Origin of the sequence: Bacillus sp. J33 (assembly GCF_000518885.1) — a bacterium.
Taxonomy (GTDB): Bacteria; Bacillota; Bacilli; order Bacillales; family Cytobacillaceae; genus Cytobacillus.
This window is the reverse complement of record NZ_JAEL01000003.1, coordinates 108,489-125,717: the sequence shown is the minus strand read 5'-3', so window position 1 is coordinate 125,717 and position 17,229 is coordinate 108,489. Positions and strand designations below refer to the sequence as shown.

Sequence of the window (17,229 nt, the reverse complement as noted above, 5' to 3'; positions counted from 1 at the left end):
ACCAATAATCGTCATTCTGCTTTCTAAATTTCGCAAAATCGAACAGGTAAATGATGAAAATGAAAGCAATGAATCAGCACCCCTTTAACCGTACAATTTTAACCTTTGTCCCTTCTATACCAGACTCTATCTCCCAATCCAGCTTCATGCCCTTCACCATCATATCGACGATGGATAAGCCGATTCCAGCCCCTTTTTCCTCAGAGCTGTTATTCATGCCTTTCCCATGGTCGATAAAGACGATTGCGTCATATTCATCCGTCGATTCGGTTCTCACCCCAAGATACTGGCCTTCCTTGGCATGGCGAAGCACATTTTGCAGAAGATTGTCCATAATGCGCCCCAGCCATATCGGATCGGCTTGCCATTTCTGCTCAAAGGGCTCTATATCAATCATGATTTTAAACCCTTCTTTTTCAAAAACCGGATACCAGGAAGCCAAACTTTCGCGGACAAAGCGGACAGCGTCCATCTCCTGCAGATCAAGCTTATGCTTGCTCGCCATTAACAGCGTGTAAGACATCAGGTTTTCAATTAACCTATCAATATTTACAATCGAAGTCTCCAATGCTATGACAGCCTGCCTTCCTTCCAGTGACAGATTTTCTTTTGCAATCGAATACGTTTGTGCATTAATCTTTGTCAAAGGGGTCCGCAGATCATGAGACAGGTTGGCGATCAATTCCCTCCGCAGCTGCTCTTCTTCCTCTTCTCGACGCTTGCTTTCCTTCAGTTCATCGACCATTTCATTAAATGTCTGTTCCAGCCGGCCGATTTCATCATTTTTTTGTACATCAATCCCGATTGGGAGATTGTCCAGATCCCGTCTTTGCATCGCCTCTTGTAAATGCAATAGCCTTTTGCGGATACCCCGGAAGAATAAAAATGAAACGATAATAAATAGGGAGAGAATCAGCAGCAAACCCAATCCTAAAAATAATCCATATTTCTCTGATATTTTTACTAAAGGCGGATTAAACAAATTCCTGGGAATTTCAAGAACAATAAAACCGTTTCTTTCATCACCGCCAATGAAACTGATCACTGTAAACGGCTCTCCTCCATAACGCTCTTTAATGAACTTGGCTGTATACACAGCTGTCCATTCAGCCGGAAGCTCTTCTTTTACATCCAATTCTTCCAGCAAGCGGCCATTTTCATCAATCCAAAACATCGATGCATCAGGGTACTGTTTTTTCCATTTAGAAAAAAGCTCGCTAATGCTTTTCCTTGAGCCACTTTCAAGCCTCTCCGCTTCAGCATGCCACCGCTCCTCAATTCTTCCCGGATCGTTTTGTTCCTCAGAAGCCTTATTTCCATGAAAGCCTTCCTCAAATCCCATTGCAAGAAAAGCAACTATTAAATAAGCCGCTTGAAAAAGAAATAAAGCGGTCAGGATAATCGCCATATACTTCGCCTGCAGCGATTGAAAAAACTTTTTCATCTTTTCACCCTGTAGCCAATGCCGCGAATCGTTTCTATAACCTTTGGCCGGGATGGATTCTTTTCTATCTTTTCACGAAGATAGCGGATATGGACCATTAAGGTTTTATCCCCCTCCAAATACTGCTCACCCCAAACACCTTCATAGAGCTGCTCTTTTGTTAATATCTGATTTAAATGGCGAATAAAATACTGAAACAGCTGATACTGCTTTCCTGTCAACTGAATTTCGCTGCCATTATCCCGATTAATGATCCTCAAATCTTTGGTATGTACGCTCAAGTGGTGCAGCTCCAGCACCTGATCGTTCTTTTGGAACCGCCTTAGCAGAACCTCAATCCTCGCAGCCAGCTCATCCGGCTGAAAAGGCTTTGTTAAATAATCATCTGCAAAGCTAAGGCCCTCCAGCTTATCCTCCACAGCCGTCCGAGCTGAAAGCATCAAAACCGGAAGATCACTCTTCTCCTTTTTCATGCGCTTACCAATCGAAAAACCATCCAGCCCCGGCAGCATGACATCCAATATTGCAATATCTGCCTCCGGCACATATTTTTCTGCATCTTCCCCAGACTTCAGCCAATATACTTCATAGCCTCTCTCCTCCAGATCATTCTTTACCCAGCTGCCAATATCACTTTCGTCTTCTATGTATAAAATGCGGACCATTTTCTCCACCCTTTACTTTTCGTTTACCAAATTGTTTTCGGATTATACTCAATGATCACCTGTTGAAATACGCCATCAACTCAGCCCAAAAGACTGGGCCGTTTCGTAATTGCCAATATGAATTTCATTTTTTCCGCCATTAGGTTATTCTCAACTTTTACAGATAATTCCTCCTATACTACGATTCTATTAGAGATAGGTTTTTTTTCAATAAAAAAAGACTTCAATCCAGCTATTATTTTAAAAAAGGCTGTTTTTTTAGATTGCTTCTTTTAAATAAAGTCCTTTTATATTATTGATATTAATTTCATATTTTTGGAAATCAATTGAAAGAAAAAAAAATAAAAACTGGGTTACTAATTATAATGGTACTAAGCTCTTTCGTATTATTTTTCATCGGGCACTATATGATTGGTTTTGCAATTGGTGGAGTTTTTATGGTTTTGGCTACATTTTTAGGTCAGTGGCCTTCCCATAAGAATGCGGATTATGTGCACAGGAACATACATAATAACAGTAATAAAAATGGTAGCGTTTGGAGAAAGCAACAATCTATACTAAAAGAACCATAAAAAAATCCAAATGAACCAATAGACTTGGAAAAAGATATATAACTTTTTAAACCAGAAAAGACTTTCCAAAGTTTTAGCTGCTGGCTAAATGATTATCAGCTTTTTTGAGATATATCCTTAACTTTTAGCTTATATATCATCAACTTCCGAGATATATCATCAACTTCGCTTATATATCGTCAACTTTCGAGTTATATCATCAACTTACCTCATTTATCGTCAACTTACCAAAAGCGAGACGAAAAAACTAGAATACTGAATTTTTACAGGGTCTCTTTATCAGTAAATCCTCGAATAAACAACAAACGATAAAAACACCGTGCAAATCAGCAATGTGGATAAAATATGGATAACTTCGATTGATGTTAATATAAAAAACTCCAGCTGCAGCCCAATGTTAAAGGCTATTAAATACATCATCATGGCACAGAACGAAGCGAACATTCCTTTTTGCCTGATTAGTTTCATCCGTTCATCCTTTTGTTTGAATTGAGGGTAAAGATAACTTAAACAAAAGCACATGACCGTCATCCCAACCATGATGTAAGAGCCTGATGGCGGGGCGGAATCTGCCATGATGCCTGCAAAAATGATAAAGCCGCTCAACGCCAAAAAGAATAATCCAAACATAAAATATGCAATTTGTAATTGATCTCTCAACATTGCTCCCCCTCTATTCGTAAGCCTAGTCTTCCTTCCCTTCATAGATGAATATTTCTTCTATTGCAGTGTTAAACGTTCTGGCCAATTCAAATGCGAGTGGAAGGGATGGATCATACTTTCCCTTCTCGATTGATATAATGGTTTGTCTGGAAACCCCGAGCTTATCGGCGAGCCGATCTTGGGACAAGCCATGCTTCTTTCTAAACTCGACTAAATTGTTTTTCAACTCTTTCACCTCATTCTATCTACTAGCCTAAAGTAAAGGCAGCTTTACGTAAAGGGAACTTTACATTTCTCTCAATAAAGAACGTCTGCCAGCAGACAGACGCTTTTATTATTTATTCAATTGTATGATAGCTTTTAGGGCAGCAGCCTAGTTTTCATCAGTTGTTTCTTCATTCATTTCCATATCGGATTCGGTACCTTCACCGGTGCCATCCATGCTGCCTTCATCGGCTGGAGCTTCTTCATCTGTGCCAGGGTCCTGCATTTCAGCATCATCTGTTGTACCCGGATCTTGCGGCTCATTCTCCGTATTGTTTTCTTCCATTTCATTCTGTTCCAATTCCACATCTTCTGTTTCCGGCGGCGGCTCCTGTTCATCGGCTCCGCAGCCTGCCAGCAATAATCCTGCACTTAATGGGACAGATAGCATTAACTTTTTATATTTCATGTATTGTCATCTCCTTTTCCAGTATTATGGTTCCATTACGTCCATTCCCGCTATGCTTTTGGGTAAACGAGTTTCCGGAAAAAACTGTACAAGGAGATGGTGTTTTCTGAATTAGCTAATATTTTTATTCTGTTCCGGACTTGCTGCTGCGTATTTCTTCTTTTTTGTAAACAGCGGAACCAAAATTGTCAGCAAGCTGATGATAATAAGCGTTAAGGCGATCGGCTTATCCAGGAAGATGGATAGGCTGCCGTTTGAAATCGTTAATGTCTGCCTTAAGGCTTGTTCCATCATTCCCCCTAGAATAAAGGCCAGAATAAATGGAGCTGCCGGAAACGAAAACATTCTCATCAGGAATCCGATAATCCCGAATGCAACCAGAAGGTACAAATCGAATGTATTAAAGCTGATCGCATATACCCCTATCAAACTGAAAATTATAACGAGTGAGATTAATAGCGGCCTTGGAATTCTCAGCACTTTTGCAATGTAAGGAATCAAAGGCAGGTTAAGAATTAATAAAAAGATGTTGCCGACATACATACTCGCAATGATTCCCCAGAATACTTCCGGCCGATCTTGAATTAATAATGGCCCTGGCTGTACGCCTAATACTAAAAACGCTCCCAATAAAACGGCTGTTGTGCCTGATCCCGGGATCCCTAAACTTAAGAGCGGCACAAACGCTCCGCCGGTAGCCGCATTATTGGCAGTCTCAGGTGCTGCCAGCCCCTTGACAGATCCTTTTCCGAATTCTTCTGGGCGCTTTGCCAGCTTCTTCTCCATAATATAAGCAATAAATGAAGCGATGGTTGCCCCTGCTCCAGGCAGAACACCAATAATAAAGCCTAAAAATGATTGCCTTGTCATCGGCCCGCTCATTTCCTTCATATCCTGCTTGGAGATTTTCAAGCTTCCTAATTCTTTATTATCGCTCATGGAATTGTCTTTTCTATTCATTACCAGTGTGCAAACCTCAGCCAAAGCAAATAGTCCAAGGGCGATAACTAGAAAGTCTATTCCTTCAAGCAAATTGGGATTGCCAAATGTAAAACGGCTTGTACCTGTTTGGCTGTCAATTCCGATTGTAACGACGATAAATCCCAATGTTGCAGAAATAAACGCTTTAATCGTGGATCCATCTGACAAACTGGCGATCGCTGTCAGCCCCATAAACATAAGTGCAAAATACTCGGCCGGGCCAAATGAAACTGCCACAGCTGACAGCAGCGGCGTGAACAGCATAAGCAGAATAACACTCACAGTACCGCCTGTAAAAGAAGCAATCGCCGCAATCGCAAGCGCTTTGCCGGCTTTTCCCTGCTGGGCCATTGGATAGCCGTCAAAAGCAGTTGCAACCGTTCCGGCGACACCTGGTGCATTTAAGAGAATCGAAGAACTCGATCCTCCAAATATCGCCCCGTAATACACTCCCGCCATCATTACTAAAGCAACGGTCGGATCCATGCTGTAGGTAATCGGAATCATGATGGCAATCGCACTGATTGGCCCGAGGCCTGGCATCATCCCGATGAAGGTCCCTACAAATACACCAATAAATACAAACAGGATTCCCTGCAAACTAAATGCAACCTGAAACCCTGACATTAACCCTTGAAATGCATCCATGCTCTTCCCTCCTCTTATAATGGAATAATGCCCGCTGGAAGATTAATGCGAAGCAAATAATTGAACAGCCCATAAATCGCCATCGAAAAAACAACAGACACAATTCCATTGGCAAGATGCTTTTTATACCCCAGAAATAATGAACAGCAGAAAATAAATAGCGTTGTCATAATTAAAAATCCAAGAAATTCAAGCAATGATATATAAATTAAAATAAATGCCAGTACAGCCAGCAGCACCAATACATTGTTTTTGCTTATGCTTCTCTTTTGCTTTTCCGCTTCCGTTTCTTCCTTCTTATCAAAAAATAACAGGATGGCGAAAAATAATAATAGGAACCCGAGCCCCTTAGGGACAACGTCAGCATCGATGATGGCATTCGGATATTTCGGCAGGCTGAAGCTTAAAATCAAGTAAACTCCTGCAATAGCTGCGAGGATGAGTGCCATTTTTTGATTAATTCTTGTAAGCATTCCATTCACCTCTTTTTATAGAATGAAAGATAGAACAGCTAATAGGTGTCCTATCTTTCTTTTAAACTTAATTTCGAGCCAGTCCTAATTCTTCCAGAAGGGCTTCCATTTCTTTCGCTTCATTCTTTAAGAATTCACTGTACTCTTCACTGTCCATATACAGCTCTCCCCAGCCATATTTTTTGCGGATTTCATCCCATGCTGGCGAGTCATTCAGCTCTTTGAATTTTTCCTCATAGTATTTTACAGCGGCAGGATCCATGTTTGGAGGTCCGAAGAAGCCTCTCCAGTTAATGAATGTTTCGTCAATTCCCTGTTCTTTGGCAGTCGGGAATTCAGATAAAACCTCGCCTTCCAATCTCTCTTCAGATGTAATGCCAAGAACTTTAATTTTGCCTGCCCGTACTTGTTCAATCGTTTCAGCTACCCCTGTTGTATAGACATCAACACTTCCATTCAGAACAGCCGTCAATCCGCCTGCATCAGGATCTGAGATATATTTAATCTTTGTAACATCCACTCCGGCTGCTTTGGCAATTTTGACAAATTGCATATGGTCCATGCTTCCTGGAGAGGAAGTTCCGATAACACTCACACTGGCCGGATCCTTTTTCATATCTTCAAATAATTCGTTCAGATTGTCCCATTTTGCATCCGCCTTCACAACGAATGCACCGTAATCAGCTATAACATTCGCAATGGGTGTAAAGTCATCATAGCCATATTCAGATTGTCCATTTAAAGGCACCAGCACTAATGGAGGTGATCCAACAAACATATGGTGCGGGCTTCCGTCTTTCCCGGCGACATAAGCCCATCCAATCGCTCCTCCACCGCCAGCCTTATTGACGACCGGCAAGCGCTTATCAATGATTTTTTCCTGTTCAAATACTTGTGAAACCATCCTTGCAGTTGTATCCCAGCCGCCGCCAGGTCCTGCAGGTGCCGTAATTTCAATTGGCTGTGAAGGTGCCCATTCCCCGTTTGCACTCGTATTTCCGCCTGATTGACTCGAACAGCCAGCAGTCACAAGCATGATTAAAGCAGCTGCTGTACCCAATAATTTTTTCATCCTTTATCCCCCTCTGTTTCATTCATTTTTCCATCCTTAAACGCTATAATAAGTCAGAAAAATAAAAATGTAATCGTTTTCAAAATATCCTGCATAAAAATCTTTTTGGCTATTTTGTTCATTTTGTTCACGGGGATTCTGTTTAAAAACAAAGGGGGCATTAATAAGAAAGCGAGAGAATGCTATAGAGATTTGAATCTTACAGCCATTTGAACTTAAGCTAATTTTCGCAGAAAAAGTTGAAGAACTAGAATAGATGAGGAAAGAGCTTTTATACAGCTTACAGCAATACTTTCACAGTGGTAAAAAAAGAGCCAGGGATCATTCGACCCATGGCTCCTGAAAGTTTATCCTTTTATTACTTCTAAATAATGCAATTGATGTCCGTCTTTTTCATGCACTTTAAACGTATAGCCTTCAATCTTTATTTCAGTTCCTATCTCTGCATCCATATTTTGAGTCAGGAACCATCCGCCAATTGTATCGACGTCTTCGTGTTCAAAATCCGTTCCCAACAGATTATTGACATCCTCAATAAGCAGCTTGGAATCCAGAATATAATGATTGTCGTTTAACTTTCTGATTTCAGGTATTTCGTCTTCATCAAATTCGTCCCGGATTTCTCCGACTATTTCTTCGAGTATATCTTCAACTGTGACTAATCCTGATGTTCCGCCGTATTCATCCATCAGAATCGCAATATGGGTTCGCTCTTTTTGCATTTTTACAAGAAGATCATGGATTGGAACCGTTTCAATTACTTGGATCACAGGGTTAATAAACGATTCCAGATTTAATTTTTCCAAGCTAGTTCTGCTTGTTAAGCTAGCTGTTAGGAACTCTTTTACATTAATAAAGCCGCGAATATTATCTTTATCTCCATCTACTACAGGGTATCTTGTGTAATTTTCGGTTTGGATAATATTCATGATATCGTCTAAAGTATCCTCAATCGAAATGGAAACCATTTCCGTTCTCGGCACCATGATTTCTTTAGCGATTCTTTCATCGAATTCAAAAATGTTATTCATATACTTTAATTCATTTTTATTGATTTCCCCGCTTTTATAGCTTTCGGAGAGAAGGATGCGCAGCTCTTCCTCAGAATGTGCCACTTCATGTTCGGAAGCTGGCTTTAAACCAAAGAGCCCAACAAGAACACGGGCTGATCCATTTAAAAACCAAATAAAAGGATACATAATTTTATAGAACCCGATAATCGGGACAGCAAACGCTAACGTAACAGCTTCTGCTTTTTGAATGGCAATTGTTTTTGGAGCAAGTTCCCCAACTACTACGTGAAGGAAGGTTACTAAAGCAAAAGCGATACCAAACGATAGTAGATGGGTAAGTGATTCATTTAGATTTAAATACTCGAACAAGGGGTGCAGCAGCTTTTCTACCGTCGGCTCCCCAAGCCATCCCAAACCTAACGCAGTGATCGTAATTCCCAGCTGGCAGGCTGAAAGATATTCATCCAAATGTGAAGCGACTCTTTTTGCCTGAACAGCTCCTTTTTTACCTTCTGTTATGAGCTGGTCAATTCTTGACATTCGCACTTTTACAATGGCAAATTCTGTTGCTACAAAGAATGCAGTTAAAGCAATTAATAAAGCAATTAATAATAAATTAACGGTTGTCAATGGGCAGTCTTACTGCGAGTAAGACATACACCTCCTAAAGTTTTAATCATTTAGCCTTCTTCTGCCTGATTTCCCTGAATGAAAATCATAACAAACTTAATTAGTTCAAATAAGGAGATAAGCGCTGCGGCAACATATGTTAGTGCTGCAGCATTCAGTACTTTTCTAACACCCTGCTCCTCATCGTTATAAAGGATCCCCTCAGCCAGCATTAAATTTCTGGCACGCTTACTTGCATCAAATTCAACCGGCAGGGTTATTAATTGAAAAACAACCGCTGCTGAGAAAAGGACGATACCAACCCCGATCACTGAATTGTGCCCCAATAGAAATCCCCAATGCTAAAAAGATCAGAAAATCCATAGGGTGAAACAACATATATCTTTCCTCCAGTGTTAACTAAATAATAAAAGTAAAGACTGTATTAACGATAAGCTCTCAGGTGAAATATTTTTTTTGAATTCCTCATATTTATCTGGGTCATTTTCTTTTAGCTGATTAAGAGCCTTTGTAACGTCTTTCTCCAATCCTTGAATTTTCAAGCGGAGTTCAAGAACATCCACCTCTTCAGAAAACCGGCCGATAACCTTCTTTTTAATTTCTTCAAGTGACATGCCCTCTTTTTTACATTGTTCAATGAAAGCAATTCGATCTATTGAGGAGATGTCATAATAGCGATAATTTGAAGAGGAACGTTCCGCTTTAAGTAACCCGAGGTTCGTATAATAGTCAATCGTCCTTTTAGTAACCTGCGCTTTTTCAGCTAACTCCCCAATTCTTAACTTCTCAGCCCCATTATCTCCCCTCCTAACTATCACGTGATACTTTAATTATACCGTTTACTAATACTTTGTTCAATAAATAAACTTAATGGGGTTTCTACAAACAGCTGTGCAATATACTCCCGATGAAGCGAGCTTCTTGACCGAAAGCCAACATGCTAATTTACCAGTACTAATAATACAGCTTTTCTTTTAATAGAGGACAGGGTTAGTTGAATCAGAAAACCAACTGGCATAGCTTGAACAAAAGAAAGCAAACTAAAACCGCGGGTGCCAAAAGCAGAGAAAGGGCATCTATGGAGATATGGCCTAACAAACGGCAAGGGTGGTGAAATCATGGCGAAAAACAAGAAGAATCAGTCTGACCAAAGGAACAAGGCACTTCCAAAAGATGTAGAATTTGCGGATGACAGAGAAAATGGACTTGAGAAAATAGCATTAAAAGCCCAAAGAGAACATCGAAAGTAAACAGAGCTGGGGCAGTTAACCTGTCCCGCTCCTTCTCTTTTAGGCAAAATATAAGGTTTAACTGATGGGTGTATAGGTCTAGTTGAAGGAATTATGAGCATAATTATAGTGTTCGGGAAATAAGGAAAGGTTTATTCCGGATCTGAAAATAGTTTAACGGGTATGGGCTATTTTAAAGTAATCAGAATAGCCTCCAAAATTAAATACAGAATAAAACCATTCTATTAGGTTAAATTAACTAAAAATAATGTCTTGTTGAGGGGGCCTTAATATGAATTATTTTGAAATATTATACGATACCTTTAAACCTTTTCTGGATGGCGAAAAAAAACCGTTAAATACATTAGAAGCAAGTAACATATGGTTATATGCAGGAATGGGTCAAAATACATTACGGCTTGAGGAAATTTGGGTAAACACGATTCAAGATATGGAATTGAAAAAAATAGTAATGAATGTATTCCGTGTTCATAAAGAAATTGTAAATGAGCTAAATGAGTTTCTATTGAATGAAGGTGTGCCATTGCCCAAACCTAGTGCACCTAAGCCAATAGGTGATTATCAGGCTATTCCAGAAGGGGCAAAGTTTACAGACCAGGAAATCGCTGATTTATTATCTTACAATTTGCTAGTTGCCATGACGCAAGGAATGAGAGTAATGACAGAATCAATACGTGCAGATATTCAATTTATGCTCTCTAAGTTTTTGCTCAAGCATTTGTCTGTTTCAATACCATTTAAACAGCTTATGTTAGAACGAAATTGGATTCAGGAAGCTCCTCCGTACATAAATAATGCTAAATCATGATTCTTTTTTTTCGCAACAGGGACTCAGGGCACAAAAGCAGAAACTCAATCCTTTTTAAGAGCATTAAAAAAGCACCTTACAGCAAAGGAAGGTGCTGTTAAATCAAGTAGTATTTCCGCTCAGGCCTGCCGACAATTCCGTATTCCAGTTCTGCTTTTGCTTTCCCTGCCGATATTAAATATTCAAGATACCTTCTGGCTGTTGTTCTGGAAGCGCCCAAATGCTCACTTAATTCTTCTGCGTTAATCCCATGCTGTAAGTTTTCCATCGTTTCTTTCACTTTCGTCAATGTTAAGGGGTCAATTCCCTTTGGCAATACGGCAGGGACTTCTCCGGCAGGGCGTCCGGAAAGGACTTGATCAATGACAGACTGATTAAATTCATCATCAGATGCAAGCAGCTCTCTCCGGTTCATTACTTTCTCCAAAGCAGACTTGAAGCGATTAAAATCAACTGGTTTCACAATATAATCAAGTACCCCATTCCGAATAGCGGGCTCTACTACTTTTCTCTCTGTTGAAGCAGTAATTAGAATGACATCAAGCTTTGGAAAGTTTCTTCTCAATTCCGGAAGGATCGAAACCCCGCTTCTGTCTGGCAGATAATTATCCAGTAATAAAACATCGATCTCTTCTTTTTCTAATAGGGCAAGCGCCTCAGACGCATTTAATGCTTTTCCGGCAACTTCCACACCATCTATTTTCTCTAAAAATTGTTCATGAATAGACGCAACACGGAAATCATCCTCTGCTATGGCGATTTTCATCAAAGTGTTCACCCCTTTGGCTGTTTTTTAGGCAAGTAAATGGATAGGACCGTTCCATCACCAGGATTGGATTGTACCTCTATCGTTCCATTAAAGTGTTCAACAGCTTGTTTGACAATAGCCAAACCAAAGCCTCGATTTTGTTCACCCTTAGTGGAAAAGCCTGTCTCAAATATTCGTTCAGCTTCCTGCTCTGGAATGCCCTGGCCATTATCATAGACCTCGATGACCAAATCCTCTCCAACATCTATCGCGAAGAATGTTACCTCGCCATCTTTTCTGCCTTCCACCGCTTCAAAAGCATTATCAACCAGGTTGCCGATAATCGAGATCACTTCTGAATATGAAAAATATTCCGGGAGAGCTTCCATGCTGCTATTTTCATCAATCATAAAACGGATCTTCTTTTCTGAGGCTTTGCCTAATTTCCCAAGCAGCAAGGCTTGAATTTTCGGGTCATGTATTTGCTCAAAGATAATTTTATTCTGGCTTTCAATTGCCGATGATTCAGCTTGAATCATCTTAATCGCTTCATCGTATTTTCCTAATTGCAGCAGGCCGGATAACACATAAAGCTTATTGGAAAATTCATGGGTTTGCGCCCGCAGGTCCTCTGAATACTTTCTCACTTCTGTTAGTGTCTCGACCATTTTATTTATTTCTGTTTTATCTCTGAACGTTGAGACAACGCCAATGACTTGATTATTTTCAATAATCGGAGTCCGATTGATGATAACGTCTTTGTTTCTCAGGGTAACTTCATGGTCCCGATCCGGTTCTCCTGTTTGAAGCACTTTGTAAACACCTGTATTGGGGAGAATCGTTTCAATTTTTTGATTCAATATATCATCTTTTACACCCAATAGATTTTTAGCTGATTGGTTGATCATTCGAATAATTCCGTGTTTATCAACAGAGATAATTCCTTCTTTTGTAGAATAAAGAATCGCATTTCTTTCCTGGTAGAGGGAAGTCATCTCATAGGGCTCCATCCCCAAAGTAGTTCTGCGGATATTCCTTGCCAGCAGGTAGCTTGCTGTCATCCCAATCAGTATAACGAATAACGAAATAAAGCCGATCTTTTTCCCCCGCTGAAATACCATCTCCTGCAAGTCTTCCATTAAATACCCAACGGATACAACACCGATAATTTGTCCTTCCTCATTCCTAATGGGCCCCTTCCCTCTGATGGACTTTCCAAGAGATCCCTTTGCTTTGGAAATATAAAACTCTCCTTTTAGTGCCTGGCTATTATCTCCCCCAACCATTGGAAGGCCGAGCTTCTTTTCATCCGGATGGGCATAGCGGACTCCTTCTATATTTCCGATTACGATGAATTCCGCTCCCGTTTCTTTTCTAATTCTATTAACCAAAGGCTGAAGAATCTTTGACGGCTCACCTTCCTCAAAAGAAGATACAACCGTAGGCATCGCCGAGACCGCAATGGCCAGCTGAAGAGCCTGATTGCCCATTTGTTTTTCCACATGCTTATATTCAATTACTAAAGAAATCACGAGAAAAATTAATATAATAAAAATCGTATTTAAGATATTTGAACCAATGATCTTTGTTTGCAGAGACATGGGAAGTTTCTTGGTTTTCATAGTCACCCCTAATTGAATGCAAAATTTATAAATCTATTAATATTCTAATAATATTTTTCTGCTTTGTCATCATGGTCTGCATTCTTATCCGCTATGGAGCCATTCTTTCTTTTAAATAAATTCTTATTCCACTAAAACCCCGTGAATTAAAATTTTATCCTCAAAAAGCATTTTCAGGTTATTTCCCCTATTTTCACAAATACTATTTCTGCATAAATCAGCGGAGGACAAATATGAAAGTACTTATTTTCATCAATTTATTTATCTTATTGAGCGTACCTTTAAATAGCAGTCAGCCTGAAGGAAAAGGCCATTGGGACAAACAAGGCCTTTCAGAGGATTACCATGGCCATATAGACGACCGCTCGGAATCCATAAATCCTCAAATCCGATTGCTGGGCATTAACGATTTCCATAGCCAGCTGAATGTAACCCGGCAGGTTAATGGTCAGCCGGCAGGACGGGCCGATTACCTGGCAGCTTACTTGCGTCAGCGTGCGGCAGAAAATGAAAACACAATCCTGCTTCATGTTGGCGATATGATCGGCGCAAGTCCTCCCGTATCAGCCCTCCTCCAGGATGAACCGGCCATTGAATTTTTGAACAGGATGGGATTTGAAATTGGTACAGTTGGCAATCATGAATTTGATAAAGGAACAGCAGAACTGCTTCGCCTTATCAATGGGAGAAAAGCCGCTGCCACAAATGGATTATCAGGTTCCCGATTCCCTTGGCTTGCAGCCAATGTCATCAGCAGGCAAACAGGAAAAACGATTCTTCCCCCTTATAAAATTTTGATAAGAAGCGGAATGCCAATCGGCTTTATTGGAGTAGTTATGAAAGAAACACCAAGCATGGTCGCACCAAGCGGTGTGGAGGGGTTAACTTTTACAGATGAAGCAGAAGCCATTAACAAATATGTCAGCGAGCTCAAACAGCTGGGCGTCCGCGCGATTGTCATACTTGCCCATATCCCTGGAAAGTCAAACGCCAATGGTAAACAGCCCTCAGGCCGGCTAATAGATTTAGCAAAAAGTGTGGACGACGAAGTGGATATTATATATGGCGGACATAGCCATGCCTATTTGAATAGCATTGTGGACGGAAAACTGCTGGTACAATCCTATTCATACGGAACCGCCTTCTCAGATGCAGAAATTGAAATAGACCGGAAAACAAAGGATATTGTCAGCAAACAGGCTGAAATTGTGACCGTTTATCAGGAGAATATCAAACCAGCCAGCGATATAACCCAAATGATTAAGCAATATGAAAAAAAAGTCGAACCCATTGTAAACAGAGTAGTCGGAACCGCTGCAAACCAGATTACAGCGGAGCGGAACAAAAGCGGTGAATCAGCCCTTGGAAATCTCATTGCCGATTCCCAGCGGACAGCCACGAGCACCAATTTCGCCTTCATCAACCCCGGCGGAATCCGGGCAGACATTGATGCAGGAAACGTCACATGGGGCAGCCTATACACAGTCCTTCCCTTCAATAATAAATTGATCAAAATGAGTCTGAAGGGCCGTCAAATCCGTGAAGTCCTTAATCAGCAATGGCAGCCAAACACAACAAGATTCCTGCAAATATCAGGCATCATCTACACATGGGATGACAGCCAGCCTGCCGGCAAAAAAGTAATGGACATCCACCTTTCTGATGGAACAGAGCTGGAACCGAACAAAACCTATTCGGCAGCCGTAAACACTTATCTGGCAGAAGGCGGAGACAATTTTACCGTCTTTCAAAAAGGGACAAATAGAGAAGCCGGGCCGATGGATATTGATGCGTTAGTTGATTATATAAAAAAATTGCCGAAGCCTTTCAGCTCGGAGATTGGGGGACGAATATCGAAAGCAAGACCCTAAAAAAATCCCGGGTACCTCATGCCAATTCAGGTACTCGGGAGAATTTCCTGCTTTATACCGCTTCTTTTTCCTGGTCATCAAAAGCTTGTTTCTTCTTTACGAATTTTGCAATCACTGGATAAAATAATGCTAGAACCGCCAAAAATAATATTAATCCTGAAATCGGCTGCGTTATAAAAGATAGATAGTCGCCTTGTGTTACTAACAACTGTCTCCTAAAATTCTCTTCCATCATTGGGCCCAGTACAAGCCCCAAAACCATCGAGGCGGGAGAGAAGTGGTATTTTTTCATGAAATATCCCAACACACCAAATAAAAACATCACCCAAACGTTAAACATGGAATTACCTACTGCATATGAGCCAACCATCGATAAAAGAACAATAAGTGTGCCAAGAATGGAATATGGAAGCTTTAAAACTGCAGCAAACGCTTTAACTCCTAAGCGTCCGCCAATAAAGACCGTCAAGCTCGCAATTAGCATAGAAAAGAATATACAGTATAGCATTAAAGGCTGTTCTGCCATTAACTGGGGGCCTGGCTGCAGGCCTTGCAGAGCAAGCGCTGCAAGGATGATTGCTGTTGTCGGACTTCCCGGTATACCCAGTACAAGAGTTGGTATCATCGCACCGCCAGCAGCTGCATTGTTTGCGGTTTCCGGGGCAACTACACCCTCTTCTTCCCCTTGCCCAAACATATCTTTATTTTTGCTTGATCGCATTGCCTCCCCATAGCTTACAATGGATGCGATGGAGCCGCCCGTTCCCGGGAGGATACCGATAAGCGTTCCAATTACAGCGGACTTAAGCATTACCCACTTATGCTTAAGCAATTCAATTAGCTTGATCGTTTCCAAAGAAACCTTATTACTCATGTTTAAGTTTTTATGGTTTTCTGTTACTTGATTTAATACTTCTGCTAACGCAAATGCACCAATCATGATTGGAATCATTGCAAGGCCATTCATAAGCTCAATATTTCCGAAAGTAAATCGATCAGCGCCAACAATTGGATCCATGCCAATCATAGCTATCATTATCCCAATCATCCCTGAGGCAATAGCCTTAATAGGTGACTTGGTTCCAATAGATGAAATGACCATTAAGCCCAATACAGTTAACGCAAAATACTCGGCACTCTGAATTTTTAGTGCCACGCTGGATAATGGAGGGGCCAGGAATAACATAATAAGAACAGAGAATATGCCACCAAAAGCAGAAGCACTTATAGCAAGGCTTAATGCTCTCCCCGCTTTCCCCTTTTTTGTCATTGGATATCCATCAAATGTGGTTGCCACTGCTTCCGGAGTTCCCGGTGTATTAAATAATATGGCTGTAATGGATCCTCCATAAGCCGAACCGGCATAGAGAGCAACCAGCAAAATAATAGAAGGCAAAATCCCCATGTAATATGTAAACGGCAGCATTAATACAATTCCCATTGAAGAACTAATCCCAGGCAGTGAGCCAAAAAACACTCCAACTAGCATCCCCACAAGTACAAATGCCAAATTAGCTGGAGTTAACGTTGTCAATAAACCATCTATTAATAGTTGAAAATCCATGGTATCCCCCCTTACTAATATAGGTAATAACTCATTTCTTTAATGAATCCAACTCCCCTTGGCAATGGAACAGTTAAAATTTTTCCAAACACAAGTGTAAATATAATAGCGACAATGATGGAGTTAACTGTCATCTTGATATACTTTTTTTGCCCCAGAAGAAAAAACAGCGAAAAACAAAAGATTATGGAAGACAGAGTGAAGCTAATAACTTCATTCAGCAAAATAAAGATGATAATGGAAAACAATAATCCAAAGTATGCTATATTCAAATTCAAAGGGGAAATTCCTTCGCTGTTCGATTTCATTTTCCGAATCGCATTAAACAAAGATACTATAAGCAATACTAAAATAATCACAATAATAAATTGCGGAAACCCTGCTGGTCCAATTGAATCAGCCGAACGGCCAGATGTGATAGTAAAAGATTCCTTGAAGAAAATCCCCATAACTAGTATTAATACAACATGAAATATAACTTCTCCCATCCCCTTGCCTCCTAAAACAGGCGGCTCACAAGCCGCCATTGAAA

General features: G+C 40.6%; 17 protein-coding genes and 1 pseudogene. 3 read left to right on the top strand and 15 right to left on the bottom strand.

The window, feature by feature from the left end:
* Positions 1 to 73 precede the first annotated feature (73 nt).
* The 11 genes and pseudogenes from L634_RS0100730 to L634_RS0100675 all read right to left on the bottom strand — a co-directional run bounded on the left by L634_RS0100730 (position 74) and on the right by L634_RS0100675 (position 9,652).
* A complete protein-coding gene (locus L634_RS0100730) occupies positions 74 to 1,444 on the bottom strand; it encodes a sensor histidine kinase (protein WP_026580780.1) in 1,371 nt (456 codons plus the stop codon).
* On the bottom strand, positions 1,441 to 2,109 hold the full coding sequence (locus L634_RS0100725; protein WP_026580779.1) for a response regulator transcription factor: 669 nt from the start codon (positions 2,107 to 2,109) through the stop codon (positions 1,441 to 1,443). The genes L634_RS0100730 and L634_RS0100725 overlap by 4 nt, the downstream gene beginning before the upstream one ends.
* A gap of 851 nt (positions 2,110 to 2,960) precedes the next feature.
* The gene (locus L634_RS0100715; RefSeq protein WP_051428128.1) at positions 2,961 to 3,344 is read right to left on the bottom strand and encodes a hypothetical protein; all 384 of its coding nucleotides are present in this window, start codon (positions 3,342 to 3,344) and stop codon (positions 2,961 to 2,963) included.
* Positions 3,345 to 3,366: 22 nt separating this feature from the next.
* Positions 3,367 to 3,570: a helix-turn-helix transcriptional regulator gene (locus L634_RS0100710; protein WP_026580777.1), complete on the bottom strand. Its 204-nt coding sequence runs from the start codon at positions 3,568 to 3,570 to the stop codon at positions 3,367 to 3,369.
* A gap of 147 nt (positions 3,571 to 3,717) precedes the next feature.
* Positions 3,718 to 4,017, bottom strand: a complete 300-nt coding sequence (locus tag L634_RS0100705) for a hypothetical protein (RefSeq protein WP_026580776.1) — start codon at positions 4,015 to 4,017, stop codon at positions 3,718 to 3,720.
* Positions 4,018 to 4,128: 111 nt separating this feature from the next.
* Complete coding sequence (locus tag L634_RS0100700) at positions 4,129 to 5,646, bottom strand: tripartite tricarboxylate transporter permease (RefSeq protein ID WP_026580775.1); 1,518 nt, start codon at positions 5,644 to 5,646, stop codon at positions 4,129 to 4,131.
* A 14-nt stretch (positions 5,647 to 5,660) separates the two neighbouring features.
* On the bottom strand, positions 5,661 to 6,119 hold the full coding sequence (locus tag L634_RS0100695) for a tripartite tricarboxylate transporter TctB family protein (protein WP_026580774.1): 459 nt from the start codon (positions 6,117 to 6,119) through the stop codon (positions 5,661 to 5,663).
* Between the two features lie 67 nt (positions 6,120 to 6,186).
* Positions 6,187 to 7,191 (bottom strand): tripartite tricarboxylate transporter substrate binding protein, encoded by a 1,005-nt coding sequence (locus tag L634_RS0100690; RefSeq protein ID WP_026580773.1) that lies wholly within the window; start codon positions 7,189 to 7,191, stop codon positions 6,187 to 6,189.
* 347 nt (positions 7,192 to 7,538) lie between these two features.
* Positions 7,539 to 8,834, bottom strand: a complete 1,296-nt coding sequence (locus L634_RS0100685) for a hemolysin family protein (RefSeq protein ID WP_026580772.1) — start codon at positions 8,832 to 8,834, stop codon at positions 7,539 to 7,541.
* Between the two features lie 50 nt (positions 8,835 to 8,884).
* Positions 8,885 to 9,169: pseudogene (locus tag L634_RS30315) on the bottom strand (zinc metallopeptidase); the annotation flags it as partial.
* Positions 9,170 to 9,229: 60 nt separating this feature from the next.
* Positions 9,230 to 9,652, bottom strand: a complete 423-nt coding sequence (locus L634_RS0100675) for a MerR family transcriptional regulator (protein ID WP_232233678.1) — start codon at positions 9,650 to 9,652, stop codon at positions 9,230 to 9,232.
* Positions 9,653 to 9,952: 300 nt separating this feature from the next.
* Between L634_RS0100675 and L634_RS34570 the strand changes: the two genes are divergently transcribed.
* Both L634_RS34570 and L634_RS0100665 read left to right on the top strand, forming a co-directional pair.
* Entirely contained in the window at positions 9,953 to 10,084 is a 132-nt protein-coding gene (locus L634_RS34570) for a hypothetical protein (protein WP_269521396.1), read from the top strand.
* 271 nt (positions 10,085 to 10,355) lie between these two features.
* Positions 10,356 to 10,892, top strand: coding sequence for a DUF3231 family protein (locus tag L634_RS0100665; protein ID WP_026580770.1), 537 nt, complete (start codon positions 10,356 to 10,358; stop codon positions 10,890 to 10,892).
* A gap of 97 nt (positions 10,893 to 10,989) precedes the next feature.
* Here the strand turns inward: L634_RS0100665 and L634_RS0100660 are convergent, their stop codons facing one another.
* Both L634_RS0100660 and L634_RS0100655 read right to left on the bottom strand, forming a co-directional pair.
* The gene (locus L634_RS0100660) at positions 10,990 to 11,661 is read right to left on the bottom strand and encodes a response regulator (RefSeq protein ID WP_026580769.1); all 672 of its coding nucleotides are present in this window, start codon (positions 11,659 to 11,661) and stop codon (positions 10,990 to 10,992) included.
* A 5-nt stretch (positions 11,662 to 11,666) separates the two neighbouring features.
* The gene (locus L634_RS0100655) at positions 11,667 to 13,262 is read right to left on the bottom strand and encodes an ATP-binding protein (RefSeq protein ID WP_026580768.1); all 1,596 of its coding nucleotides are present in this window, start codon (positions 13,260 to 13,262) and stop codon (positions 11,667 to 11,669) included.
* A 233-nt stretch (positions 13,263 to 13,495) separates the two neighbouring features.
* Between L634_RS0100655 and L634_RS0100650 the strand changes: the two genes are divergently transcribed.
* Positions 13,496 to 15,133 carry a bifunctional metallophosphatase/5'-nucleotidase gene (locus L634_RS0100650; protein ID WP_026580767.1) on the top strand — a complete coding sequence of 546 codons (1,638 nt, stop codon included), beginning with the start codon at positions 13,496 to 13,498 and terminating at the stop codon, positions 15,131 to 15,133.
* 52 nt (positions 15,134 to 15,185) lie between these two features.
* Here L634_RS0100650 and L634_RS0100645 read toward each other — a convergent pair whose 3' ends face one another.
* Entirely contained in the window at positions 15,186 to 16,697 is a 1,512-nt protein-coding gene (locus L634_RS0100645; RefSeq protein ID WP_026580766.1) for a tripartite tricarboxylate transporter permease, read from the bottom strand.
* A gap of 14 nt (positions 16,698 to 16,711) precedes the next feature.
* Positions 16,712 to 17,185: a tripartite tricarboxylate transporter TctB family protein gene (locus L634_RS0100640; protein WP_026580765.1), complete on the bottom strand. Its 474-nt coding sequence runs from the start codon at positions 17,183 to 17,185 to the stop codon at positions 16,712 to 16,714.
* Positions 17,186 to 17,229 lie beyond the last annotated feature (44 nt).

Excerpts from the sequence above, each read along its gene's own strand:
- L634_RS0100640 (WP_026580765.1), bottom strand. The coding sequence starts at position 17,185 with ATGGGAGAAGTTATATTTCATGTTGTATTAATACTAGTTATGGGGATT.
- L634_RS0100650 (WP_026580767.1), top strand. The coding sequence starts at position 13,496 with ATGAAAGTACTTATTTTCATCAATTTATTTATCTTATTGAGCGTACCT.
- L634_RS0100690 (WP_026580773.1), bottom strand. The coding sequence starts at position 7,191 with ATGAAAAAATTATTGGGTACAGCAGCTGCTTTAATCATGCTTGTGACT.
- L634_RS0100700 (WP_026580775.1), bottom strand. The coding sequence starts at position 5,646 with ATGGATGCATTTCAAGGGTTAATGTCAGGGTTTCAGGTTGCATTTAGT.
- L634_RS0100645 (WP_026580766.1), bottom strand. The coding sequence starts at position 16,697 with ATGGATTTTCAACTATTAATAGATGGTTTATTGACAACGTTAACTCCA.
- L634_RS0100665 (WP_026580770.1), top strand. The coding sequence starts at position 10,356 with ATGAATTATTTTGAAATATTATACGATACCTTTAAACCTTTTCTGGAT.
- L634_RS0100695 (WP_026580774.1), bottom strand. The coding sequence starts at position 6,119 with ATGCTTACAAGAATTAATCAAAAAATGGCACTCATCCTCGCAGCTATT.
- L634_RS0100725 (WP_026580779.1), bottom strand. The coding sequence starts at position 2,109 with ATGGTCCGCATTTTATACATAGAAGACGAAAGTGATATTGGCAGCTGG.
- L634_RS34570 (WP_269521396.1), top strand. The coding sequence starts at position 9,953 with ATGGCGAAAAACAAGAAGAATCAGTCTGACCAAAGGAACAAGGCACTT.
- L634_RS0100730 (WP_026580780.1), bottom strand. The coding sequence starts at position 1,444 with ATGAAAAAGTTTTTTCAATCGCTGCAGGCGAAGTATATGGCGATTATC.
- L634_RS0100715 (WP_051428128.1), bottom strand. The coding sequence starts at position 3,344 with ATGTTGAGAGATCAATTACAAATTGCATATTTTATGTTTGGATTATTC.
- L634_RS0100705 (WP_026580776.1), bottom strand. The coding sequence starts at position 4,017 with ATGAAATATAAAAAGTTAATGCTATCTGTCCCATTAAGTGCAGGATTA.
- L634_RS0100655 (WP_026580768.1), bottom strand. The coding sequence starts at position 13,262 with ATGAAAACCAAGAAACTTCCCATGTCTCTGCAAACAAAGATCATTGGT.